This window comes from Pseudomonadota bacterium, from assembly GCA_018817425.1.
GTDB lineage: Bacteria > Desulfobacterota > Desulfobacteria > Desulfobacterales > RPRI01 > RPRI01.
Genome location: JAHITX010000029.1, coordinates 1 through 11,504, shown reverse-complemented (window position 1 = coordinate 11,504; position 11,504 = coordinate 1). Strand labels below are relative to the sequence as shown.

Genomic DNA, 11,504 nt, shown 5'->3' with positions numbered 1-11,504 from the left:
GGCGGCATCAAAGTCTTGACAAGAAAACACCGGATATGGTTTATTGGGCGACATTTCCCAAGAGAGAGACAGCAGCTTGAATAAGCAGCTTACCCACTTAAAAAACAATTTTTGCTGTTCATACAATCCCGACCACCGCTTCCTGCTTAAAGAATTATTGATAAGTCAAACAAGTTTCTGGCTAATAGAGAATTATTTGCAAGAAAAATATAGGTACCCAGTATCAAAAGGTCCTATATTGAGTCTATGCGTTGACTGATAGGAAGATTGATCAGAACTATCGAGGAGATTGCTTCGATTTGCACAAAATGACACAATAAGAAGAAGGCTTATTGTAATATGATACAGGCTACAAAGAGATGATGGACAAATCTTAAAATGGGAGCAAACGCCAAATACTCATCAAGTCCGTTTTTGCTCAAAGGACCCGAATCGATCGAATCCTGTAACATTATCACTACCAAAAAACTTGAGAATTCCGACCCCGATCAAGGTTTCATGACTAAGAACGCCTGGAATAGACGACAATTGACGCTGCATAAAATCAGTCATACCCTGTGAGCTTTGAAACCAAGCCCAGACAATGATATCAAAGCGCCCTGTAATTATAGCAACATACCTAATTTGTTCATACCCTGCAAGTGCAGTTGCAACGGAGGGAGTTTGGGAAGGATCGACCCGTATCAAGATTACGACTTGAAACGAGTACCCTAACTTGCCTGGATCGGTGTGGCAAAACACTCTAAGAAGCCCCATATCTTTAAGCTTCTGCAATCTGCGGCTGACACTAAATCTATTGGCACCAAGTGTTTTGGCAAGATTAGTGCTCGATTCTCTTGGAGAGATTTTCAATTCTCTGATTAGAGACAGGTCAAACTCATCTAATATATAGTTAGAGTTTTTATTGGGAAAGACATTTGTTTCGTTTGGTGGATCGTCCCCCAAACGAGGAAGAGCTCTTTTAACCAAACTAAGTGGCAGCATTGATTCTACACTGGTCACTTTCAACTTTATGCCAATTTCGTTGGTGATGAATTGATGCAATTCCTCTACATCTTTAAAATTCGCCGCCATTATCACATCATAACGGCCGCTGGTTGATATGATGTTATGAACATTCTGAAACGAACTTAGATGTTTGGCCATAGTATCTACATCTCCGGGGCGGGCTTTGACAGCGATGTAAATAGGTATTCCATACCCTAAGTAATCCGAATTGGTCATGACGGACAAATGAATGGTACCACTATTCAGAAGGCTGGTTATCCTTCTGCGCACAGTTGTATCGCTCGTACCTATTTTTTGGGCCAGTTCGAGATAGGTCATTCTGCCATCAAATTCCATCTCTTTGATCAGCATCAAATCCAATTCATCGAGGGCCTCAGTTGAAATGTTAGCCAGCATATGCATCTCCTATCGATTATATAACCGCCTCTTTTTGTTTTGTCAATAATCGATGGAAGAGCTTAATCCGTGAATAGGCTTGCCTCTTCAGATTTAGCATGAATTAGATCATACTGCTCACCAACGCGGTGATAGCTGGATGAGCAAGAAGAAAAGGAAGATGTCCTTTTTATGAGTGGTGTACACCGGGAGTATAGAAGGGGAAGGTAACAGCGTGGGGCGGAGCGTCTTGTTTGTCAACATGCCTAACCAGCCCTTGCCTGCGCCACAGCCCGCAGCAATGCCGGACGAATATTGTGAATGAAGTCATCATAGTCACGTGCTGCCAGCGTTGACGCCTTGCCAAATATATTTTTTAACTTTTCTTCCTGCTGGTTGCTGCCTATGGTAATACAGAGGCAGCCAATCCCCTGACAGCGAATTTCCTCAATAGCCTTCTTTGTGTCCTCTTCGCCATACTCGCCTTCATAGCCATGATCGTAAGAAAAGCCGTCAGTAATTGTTATCAGGAGCTGATACGGCACCCCTGTTTCTTCTTCCTGTAGCTTCCGCGCTGCATGGCGCATGGCGCCTCCAGTACGTGTAAAACCGACCGGTTCAAGCATGGCGAACCGATTGCGAATGCGACTATCGATACAGCGCTCTTTAAACGCCTTCATCCGTACCAAACGCACCATGGTTCTGCCCCAGGAATGGAATGCATACAATGAGACCTGATCGCCAAGACCGTGAAGTGCCGTCATCAGGTGATATGCCAACTGCATCTGCTTGTGGTGAATCGACAAGCCGCCGGATTCCTCCATCTCGGCGGTAGAGCCCGATATGTCTAAAAGCAGCATCACCGCCAAATCCCTGCGCGTTTTCATGTTGTGAGCATAAACCCCCTCGTTGGGAGTTGTGCCACTTCTGCAATCAACAAAATAGTTTACCACGCGATCCAGGATATAGTCTTCTCCTTCAGCCTGATTGCGGTGCGTTTCAAAGCTTAAGCCCACGCCTGCAAGCTTCCTTTTTAATTCCATAGAAGGCGGCTGCAATATCTCGCTCATGATCGCACCCGACTCCGGTATTTCTCTTGAGGGATCAACCTCATCCACCACTACCCAATCCGCCCGGTATTTTCGTTTGGCATAGTCCCATTCCGGATAAATATGGCTGCCTGCTTCATTGCTGTCTTTTGTTACCACTACTTCAACACTCAAGTCTGATAACTGGCCGACAAATTTTGCCTTCTTCTTGCCCATGGAAACATTTCCCATCGGCAGTTCCACGCCACCTCCTGAACCGGGTTTCTTTTGGGGTTTCCCCCCGCCAGTGATACCGAGAAGCTTTGCAATAAAATCCGCCACCCGTCCTTTGGCGGCAAATATCTGCTTTTTTGAAAGCAGCTTTAGAATTATGGATTCTTGGGATTCTCCTTCTTCATCCTCGGTGAGAACGGCTGTGACCTTCTTCTGCAGTTTCAGCTCAGGAGCAGGAGCTTGTTCCGGAAGCGCGTTATTTAGCACCAGAAGGCACCGCAGCGTACCTAAAAATTCCGGGAATGCAGGAAAGTGCTCTTTACTGCTGGCCAAACTGTAGGATTGATCGGACGAGTCCGTAGTGAAAGGAAATTGCTTTATGGCGGCATTTTCACAAAAGGCTCTTGGCAAAATGTTTGCGTGCAGGCGCGTTGCCCGAACGATTTCGGCATAGAGATAACGATTGTGTATTTTACGTTTGCCCAGCAATTGCCGTACATGTTCTCTTTTCAGTGCGCCTACGCGAATCAACAGGGCTTGCGCAATAACATCAAATGCATGCTTTCGCGAAAATTCAAAGGCAGGCACATAAATGCAGCTATTGTCGGTGTATGCTTTATATTTTTTATCATCATGCCAATGGACAGGAATACTGCGCCCGCCCACGGCACCGGCAATCAGAGAATAGAAATGCTGCGTAAACTCTGCCGCCGCTTTAACTTTGCCTGTCATGAGATGTAGGTAGAAACAAGTTGCATTAAACTTCTGTCAATCAACGGATCGTCGCAAAGCGGACCTATCATGCCCGCTTTGACAGCTTCTTTAAGCGAGAGGCCGGCCCTTATTAAGTCGGCCGCTGCGATTACTGTACGGGTTGAGGACACCTCGGGCAATCCGGGTATATCCAACTCGCGAATGGCGCCGGCCAGGCGTACAAGGTCCTGGGCACTCGCCTCGTCAATCCCCGATTCCTTGATAACCACCTCTATCTCTATGTCCGCTGGTGGGAAAGCAAGCTCGATAGATATCATCCGCTGGCGTGTAGAAGGCTTCAAGTCCTTCAGGATACTTTGATAGCCGGGGTTATACGATACAACCATCATGAATTCAGGCGGCGCCGTCAACTGTTCACCGAGGCGATCAATAAACAATTCACGCCGATGATCGGTAAGCGCATGGATGGCAACCGTTGTATCGGCTCTGGCTTCAACGATCTCATCGAGATAGCAGATTCCCCCCATACGTACCGCACGGGTTAACGTTCCGTCCATCCACTGGGTATCGCCACCCTTTAACAAGTAGCGGCCAAGCAAATCTGCGGCGGTCAGGTCTTCATTACAGGATACTGTAATTAGAGGGCGCTTAAGCTCCGCTGCCATTGCTTCGACAAAGCGCGTCTTGCCACAGCCGGTAGGCCCCTTAAGCATTACCGCACGACGGCTTTGCCATGCGGCTCTGAAAACATCCTTCTCGTTGCGGACTTCTCTGTAATATGGAATATTGGTCATTCTGAAAACGTCCTTCTCGTTGCAGACTTCTCTGTGATATGGAATATTATTCATGTGGTGGATTCTCCAACGTCTATCTTCCCTTCGTTTTTTGGACCTGCTCTATTCAGGGGCACATGGTATTTCCAGCCCTTTCTTTAGCCTAGCTTGCCTATCTTTTCCAGTTCAGGTGCCAGATCTTCAATGCCCATATCTTTCAGATGTTCCATGGTAGGATAACCGGTTTCTCTGTTCCACCCCAACGCTTCATACCAATTTCCTACAGTGATCTTGAACTGCTCCATATCTATTCTGTTATACATAACCTTTTCCATTTCATCCCATTCCATTTTGGCAGTTCTTTCATTATTTCTGCACAATATAGCACGGGTTAATGTATTGATCCTTTCTCCTGCTTTATAGTACTCAGCTTCAGTTACTTCTACTCCTGTAACTGCAGAAAACAGCCTGGCTTCAAGACCTGTTGATTTTGTACCTTCACCAATCTCTTCATGATCCCACAGCCAGCCCATATATTTTCTCAGCGGAAACTGAAAGCAGACAGGCAGGCAGTCTATAAGGATTCCACGCATTGTTGCATCCTTAGCCCATTTTACAACAAAAGGGCTGCCGTATTTATCAGTCTCTTTCATAATATAATTAATGAAATCGTCGTGAATCCAGTCCGGCCATTTATTGTGATGCGGATCACGAGTATCGATCATCCAGCACAATGCTCCCGGAAGTGCAGCAATCGGACCAAAAGCATGATCTGCCAGAATACCTCTGGAAGCATATCCCCAGCCGCCAATCCCCGCGACAGGATACTTTACAGGTCTTGGAGCATCGCCTTCCCTGGCTGCTTCAAGCCCTTCATATTCAGGGTACCAGTATTTGTCCGGGCCAAGTTTTTCCACTGCCCTTCTCAACCCCTCGGCAAGCGTATCTCCAAAGCCCTTCCTATAAGCAATCATGTTTAACAGTTTGATCCACCATTCATTGTCCCGGACGTCTGTTGGCATACCCATCAGAGCTTCGGTATCAATTCCCAATTCTTTCGTATAATGCAGCCAGGGTACTATGCCGTAGTTAATTTCATGATGATTAAATCCTAATTGTTGGGCAAGCACATGGACTTCAAATCCTTTTTCAAAATTTCTTTCTCCTTCAAGCCTGTCGAAAAACTGCTCATATCGGGTGTGTACACAGCCGCTCATTCCTGTTATAAGTCCTATACGGGAAACTGCCGGTACATTTTTGAATTCAAAGAAACCGCAAGTTCCAAGACAACCGGTGGCGCAGGATTTACCTAAAACCGGATACGGCATATTATGAAAGCTGCCCATCCAATCTTTGGCATGATTATCAAACATGTCTTTTCCGCCTGTCCATTCTTTCCACCACGGATTATTAGGTTTATCTCCTAAATCAGCATATAGTAAAGGCCGTTTTCTTCTTTTCGGGTAAAATTCCAACGTTGCTTTAATAGCTGCTTCAGGATCTTTAACTTTTACCTGATGTTTTCCTCCCACAAGAACGATAGCCTTAAGCATCTTGGAACCTAATACTGCGCCCATTCCGCCCTGCCCTGTTGCATTATGCGCTCCGCAACCAACAATTGCATAACGGATAAGATTCTCACCAGCAGGACCAATTCCATAGATGTCGCAACGGTTTTTACCATGACGGTCTTGAAGTATTTGCTGCGAATCTATCAGTCCCAATCCCCAGAGACCTTTTGCCGATTCCAGTCTGGGTTTGCCATTTTTAATTACAAGATAACAGGGCTTTTCAGATTTTCCTTCAAGAATAATTCCATCATAACCGTTCCACTTGAGTCTTGCGGGAAAATGCCCACCTATTGATGTGTTGGTCATCTGCTCGGGATAGCTTTGGGGCGACATGCTCAGAAAATTAACTCTTCCTGAAGACGGGGTAAATGTCCCCGAAGCAACACCATTCATAATAAAAACTTTATTCTCAGGATCAAAAGCCTTGATTCCGGGTTTCATTTCCTCCCAGCACAATCTGAGCGCTATACCATAGCCACCTATGTATTTTGGAACATATTTCATTGTATCAACTGTAGAGAACTCACCTGTGGTGAGATTAACCCTTAATATCTGACCTGCCCACCCATATTGCTCACTCATGTTATCAACTCCTCAATTTATTTAAATTTCTTTAATGTAAGACACATGGTAGGACACATCTGAACACATACCGGACCATCTGCTCTGTCTTTACACAGATCGCATTTAACAGCTTTTTTCTTAACACTGTTATAGTTGATCCTCGGAGGTTCTACAGGACAGGCTCTTATACATGCTGCACATCCATTACACTTTTCTTCATCTATACATCTGGCACCTGTTTTCTCATCAATATACATTGCGTCTTCCGGACAGGCTGCAATACATGAGGGTGCTATGCACTGCTTGCAGCTATAAGCAAAGTACTCGCCACGGAAAGGATCTCTGGATTCCCAGATTCGGTTTAATTCAAGTCCGCAAGCTGCCTCATGCACTGCTGCACAATATAGCTCACAACTCCTGCAATCCTGACAAACCGACTCTTTGGGATCAACCATGGATATATAGCCTATCGCTTTTGGGTAGAGCACGTTTTTATCTTCTGAAACTTCAGTATTATTAGTTGCCACTAATATCCTCCTTTTCATGTTAAATTATCTGCCCGGCGGCCCTTCGGCCGCTTTCAGCGGCACCCTCGCCACCGGGAAATCCGGATGGACTATTGCCATCGCCAACACAATAGAGATTCTCGATTGAAGTGCGCTGACTGATCCGGTAACCAGGCCAGGAGCGGCCAGCCGGCCAGGCTCCGCTGAAGTTTTTCACCCGCTCCACTTCAGGCTCACAGTCATCCCAGTTGGGGAAAAACTCTTTGGCCTCTTTCAGAAAGGCTTCATACTCTTCAGCAGGATCGTAGGACAGGTTATCTGTTGGGACAAGCCAGCCATGCAACAGATACTTTCCCTTGGGCGCCCAATGATCCCAGAGACCACCTAAGACGAACCAGACCGATACCCGCATCCCTGGATCTGCTGTAAACATCATGCCGGCAAAATCGAGCAGGGGTTTGGTAGTTGTCACCTCAAATACAATGCCGCAACAGGGTCTGATTTTCTCCTCAACCTCCTTGAGATAGCTTAGTTCGAAATTCTTTCTGCCGGCCAGTTCAATGGTCTTTACCGGACCGGCATTGCTAATCACCACTTTAGCTTCTATCTCCATCCTTTTGCCGTTTTTCTCGGCTACAACTCCAGTGACCACCCCATCCTTTACCCTGATTTCGGTCACATTACATTCGGTAAGCACATCCCCCTTGTGTCGCTTGATCACAGTCTCCAGAGACTTTATCACTTCAATGAGGCCGTCTTTGACTACAAGAGGTGGCTTGGCAAGCGTCCCCGATGTCTTCATCTCCCTGATAAACTCGCCGGCCTTGATCTCATTAAGATTGATTCCGCTCGACGACGAGACGATGCGATTGAATAAGGCGATAATGCTTCTGTTTTTGGTATACTGCCCCAGCCATTCTTCGGCGGTGATTGCGTCGGACGGTTCGCGCCACATAACAGCCGATTGCAACGCAAGCATTACGCGCATTTTCTCTTTTTCATCCGAACCGGCAAGATCAAGCAAGGGCTTGATGTCATGCATCCTGTCCACTTCAATATCCAGTGTTTTCCCACCCAGGCAAAATCTGGTCTTGGTAAGGGCTTTCGTCTCGAACTTCGGTGCATCCACCTCCTGCAAAGTCTGCCAGACCGGTCCGCCCTCACCCCAGAGGATGACCGCTGACCCATGGTGGACCACCTGGCCTTCTATAATTACCGAAGTGTAACGACCCCCAGAAATGGGCATCTTTTCTAAAACAATCACCCGCCGGCCGGCATGAGCTAACTTGGCCGCAGCACACATTCCGCCGATACCGGACCCTATTACTGCAACATCATATTGCATTTATCTGCTCTCCTAATTTTCCACGATGGCGTCAATCGGGCAGTAGTTCAAACACAGCAGGCACTCAATGCAGCAATCCTGATCTAATTCAGTGACAAAGAATTTGCTGACCTTGAGTGCGTACTCCTGGCATAACAAATTGCAAAAACCACAACCGACACAAACTTTCTTGTCAATAACGATCGTCATTTACCCCTCCACGAGTCAGGCACCGGCAGTACCCATAAGCGCTAAGTTATTTTATTAAGTTTACCTATAAAAACGAATATCGAATATTGAACAAGGAATTGCGAATTATGAATATGTATTTTATTCTTACTCTTTGCAGTTTTAATGCTTTTAACAAATATTGATATTAGTTCATCATTCAAACGATCTTCGATATCATACCGTTTATATTCCTTCGATCTTCATTCCCCCTTAGAAAAGGGGGATTAAGGGGGTTGTTTCCTTGTTCTATATTCAATATTCAAATTACTTTCATATAGTTGATATATATTAATTAACTTAGCGCTTATGCCGGCAAAGCCGGGGCCTCGCCTTATGCCTCAAAGCCTTAACACGTTGCGGCCGGCAGTGGTATTGCGCACCAGCCGTGCTCAACATAAGTACGCATACCCTTAAGCGGAATTTTTCGGCCATCAGGAAATGAAAACTGCCCCTTACTATGGGAGTGCAGCCCATAGTGAATAGTGGCGCCGGATTCGCTCAGATAGCTGTAGAACGTACGGGACGCAGCCTCGATATCCAGGTCGATGACGCCGTTGCCTGATTCCATGTTGAAGTGCCACTTGACGGGAACCTGCATCCTGGTCTGGGGATCGATCCACCATTGTTTTGCGTCCATTTTGATATTGCTTTTGCCGTTTTCGGCAAACTCGACTTCCTTGCCGTCCACGGTCACATGACTAAAGGTTTTCCCCATTGACGGATAGGAATAAATGAAGATGCGGACAGTTTCGCTTGCCCACCATACCCAATAGTAAGTTTCCCCCCTGAGAACCTTGGCCAGGTCCCATGCCGGCTGGATAAATTTTTCCTGGCAGCCGAAGGATTTTTCCTTTCTCAGCGTGTAGGTCTTGCCTTGCGCCTTGATGGTGCCCTCGGCGCACAGCGGCGCCTCGTAACCCGCGAGGCCATTGGTGGCAAGCTCGGCATATTTGCCCTTATGGCAGGCGACGTCGCCAAGACCGCTCAAGTGCAGGTCAAATTCGATGCCCATGTGCTCACCCTTTATCTCCCAGAGGGGAGGGTGACATACGAACTGATAATTGCCGAGCGACCAAATGACTTCTTTTTCCGTCTTGACGACTTTGCCGCCGGTCCATGCATCCGTTGCCCAGGTGCGATTGCCGATGAAGTCATTGTTGTGCATTCCACCGGCATGTCCCTTGGGCGCGATCAGGAAAGTGGTTTGTCCCTTAAATACATCCTCAACCTGCCAGGGGCCGTTCTTGCCGCCACCGACGCGGAAAATACAGGTTACCAGAGAAACCTCCTCCCCCTCCTCGGACTCTCCCATGACCAAGAAGCCGTTGTTTTCCATATAGAAAAGCCCCTTTGGCAGGCTTTCCTTGTAACTGAGTTGGTCCACCAGCATGACGTTCGTCCAGGCTTCATTTTCTATTGTCATATTTATACTTCCTTTTGACGTTGATGAAGCGGCTACCAAATTACCAGTTAGGGTAAATTCGGTTGTCGTCCTTCAATGCATAATAACGTGTTGCATCTGTCTTCACTGTAGCCAAGAAACTTGCTATTAAATGGGCGATACTTTCGATACTTACCGTCGGTTAACTCCGGATTTTTCTTGCCGTCGTCCCTACGGAGAGCTTTCCCGACAGAAGGTTCAAAAAATCTGGAATTCCAGGTTTCCTCCGGCACGATCTCTCCGGCCGGCCGGGTGGTCACCCATGCCTGCTGTGTTAGCGGCACTCCAGGGCCAGGGCACAGGCGGTCAGTACCGGGACCGCATAAGCCATCTGTGAGGTACGGACGCGACACAACGTCTGACGGCCACTCACCCGGATTTGAACCCATGGTGAGGGCAACCGGGATGTTGTAGCAGGTGAGAAAAATCGTCTGGCAGACGCCGATGAGGGCCAGACAACGCACCACCTGCTTTTTCAGATCACTGATGACCATTGAGTTGATCCCGCGCTCGACTAACGTCTCCCCCTTGTCGTTCTTGAAGTAGCGTAGTGCCAGGACCGGGATGTTCAGACATGCAATCCAGATCATCTCGATTAACGGGAACTTTTCGTAGGTGTCGGGGAAGAACGAGATTTTCCCTCCGGCCATCGTATATAAACCCAGGGTTTGGAATGTTCCCTCGATCACAAGATCATAGAGCATCATGAATGGAAAAATGAATATTATCAGCTTGACCGGTCCCCAGTTCCATCGTTTCCGGGCAAAGTTCATGAGGCCGCTGCCGATGAAACAGAAGGTGAAGAGGCCGAGCGGGTACTCGGTAATGTGAAACAGGTACGCATACGGCACTACCGCACCGGGCCTGCCGAACCCCAGCCAGCCGGGGATTTCGTTATAGAACGACCCCATGTTCAACATGTACGAGTTGACTGTGTACCAGATCCCTAAGTAGTTCGAGCCTGCGTCCTGCAAAGAAAAGAGCACAAACGCGATGAGCAGCAGGCCATCAAGAGGAACGTTACGCGTTTTTTTATACGGCCTGTAGATCATGAAGTAACCACCGAGTGCGAGAAGCGGTAAACTAAGGATTTGCCAGGTGTCCATGATGATTTTCGACCAGCCAGCCGGGTCGACCGGTCCGACCGGAACGGAAACAAAGTACGGCCCGGTCACCCAGCGGATCAGTATATAGGCCCAGAACACCAGCCAGGCACCACCGATCCATGCCCACCACACGACTGCCGGCCGCGACTTGGGTATGGCCGGAACGTCATATTTTTCTGCCATAATAATGTACTCCTTTCTACTATGTTAAAGTACAAAAAATTACCGGCCAGCCAGCCCATAAGGCACGGACGACCGGTATTTGTTACTGTGCAATTCCATCCTATTTAGACAACTGCATGAAGTTTTGTTTGGTAAAAAAGTCAGGATCTATTTTTGAAGCAGGCATAAATAATCTGGATTCAGAATACGGTATCGTGCCGGAAACTGATGCATGATGTACTACTTCGTCTATATTCCACGAAACATCATATTGAACTCCAATATTGTTTTGCCCGCTTGGAGATTCATTGTAGTGACGAAAATTACATTTCCATGTCCTGAATTTGCCGGATTTATCATATACCTCCTTATACCAAATGCCATAGGTTTCCTGATCAACATAACCTATATGCAATCCCCAGCTATAATACGGATCTTTAGGCATTTGTTCTATAACCCAGACCTTT

The 11,504-nt window shown here is 47.1% G+C and carries 10 protein-coding genes; all 10 read right to left on the bottom strand.

Features of this window, described 5'->3' with window-relative positions; genetic code table 11:
* Positions 1 to 402: 402 nt before the first annotated feature.
* Complete coding sequence (locus KKC46_06275; GenBank protein ID MBU1053421.1) at positions 403 to 1,404, bottom strand: Lrp/AsnC family transcriptional regulator; 1,002 nt, start codon at positions 1,402 to 1,404, stop codon at positions 403 to 405.
* A gap of 245 nt (positions 1,405 to 1,649) precedes the next feature.
* Positions 1,650 to 3,377 (bottom strand): VWA domain-containing protein, encoded by a 1,728-nt coding sequence (locus KKC46_06270; GenBank protein MBU1053420.1) that lies wholly within the window; start codon positions 3,375 to 3,377, stop codon positions 1,650 to 1,652.
* Entirely contained in the window at positions 3,374 to 4,153 is a 780-nt protein-coding gene (locus tag KKC46_06265) for a CbbQ/NirQ/NorQ/GpvN family protein (protein ID MBU1053419.1), read from the bottom strand. Before KKC46_06265 ends, KKC46_06270 begins: the two co-directional genes overlap by 4 nt.
* A 137-nt stretch (positions 4,154 to 4,290) precedes the next feature.
* Positions 4,291 to 6,285: a hypothetical protein gene (locus tag KKC46_06260; GenBank protein ID MBU1053418.1), complete on the bottom strand. Its 1,995-nt coding sequence runs from the start codon at positions 6,283 to 6,285 to the stop codon at positions 4,291 to 4,293.
* Positions 6,286 to 6,302: 17 nt separating this feature from the next.
* A complete protein-coding gene (locus KKC46_06255; GenBank protein MBU1053417.1) occupies positions 6,303 to 6,794 on the bottom strand; it encodes a 4Fe-4S dicluster domain-containing protein in 492 nt (163 codons plus the stop codon).
* A gap of 19 nt (positions 6,795 to 6,813) precedes the next feature.
* Positions 6,814 to 8,118: an NAD(P)/FAD-dependent oxidoreductase gene (locus KKC46_06250; protein MBU1053416.1), complete on the bottom strand. Its 1,305-nt coding sequence runs from the start codon at positions 8,116 to 8,118 to the stop codon at positions 6,814 to 6,816.
* Positions 8,119 to 8,130: 12 nt separating this feature from the next.
* Positions 8,131 to 8,307, bottom strand: coding sequence for a 4Fe-4S binding protein (locus tag KKC46_06245; protein ID MBU1053415.1), 177 nt, complete (start codon positions 8,305 to 8,307; stop codon positions 8,131 to 8,133).
* A 367-nt stretch (positions 8,308 to 8,674) separates the two neighbouring features.
* Positions 8,675 to 9,751: a hypothetical protein gene (locus tag KKC46_06240; protein ID MBU1053414.1), complete on the bottom strand. Its 1,077-nt coding sequence runs from the start codon at positions 9,749 to 9,751 to the stop codon at positions 8,675 to 8,677.
* A gap of 47 nt (positions 9,752 to 9,798) precedes the next feature.
* Entirely contained in the window at positions 9,799 to 11,058 is a 1,260-nt protein-coding gene (locus tag KKC46_06235; GenBank protein MBU1053413.1) for a spirocyclase AveC family protein, read from the bottom strand.
* Positions 11,059 to 11,158: 100 nt separating this feature from the next.
* Positions 11,159 to 11,504 (bottom strand): outer membrane lipoprotein-sorting protein (locus tag KKC46_06230; GenBank protein MBU1053412.1); only part of this gene is annotated, 346 nt, incomplete at its 5' end.

Coding starts and splice junctions, on each gene's coding strand:
- KKC46_06235 (MBU1053413.1), bottom strand. CDS start 11,058: ATGGCAGAAAAATATGACGTTCCGGCCATACCCAAGTCGCGGCCGGCA.
- KKC46_06240 (MBU1053414.1), bottom strand. CDS start 9,751: ATGACAATAGAAAATGAAGCCTGGACGAACGTCATGCTGGTGGACCAA.
- KKC46_06260 (MBU1053418.1), bottom strand. CDS start 6,285: ATGAGTGAGCAATATGGGTGGGCAGGTCAGATATTAAGGGTTAATCTC.
- KKC46_06250 (MBU1053416.1), bottom strand. CDS start 8,118: ATGCAATATGATGTTGCAGTAATAGGGTCCGGTATCGGCGGAATGTGT.
- KKC46_06275 (MBU1053421.1), bottom strand. CDS start 1,404: ATGCTGGCTAACATTTCAACTGAGGCCCTCGATGAATTGGATTTGATG.
- KKC46_06270 (MBU1053420.1), bottom strand. CDS start 3,377: ATGACAGGCAAAGTTAAAGCGGCGGCAGAGTTTACGCAGCATTTCTAT.
- KKC46_06265 (MBU1053419.1), bottom strand. CDS start 4,153: ATGACCAATATTCCATATTACAGAGAAGTCCGCAACGAGAAGGATGTT.
- KKC46_06245 (MBU1053415.1), bottom strand. CDS start 8,307: ATGACGATCGTTATTGACAAGAAAGTTTGTGTCGGTTGTGGTTTTTGC.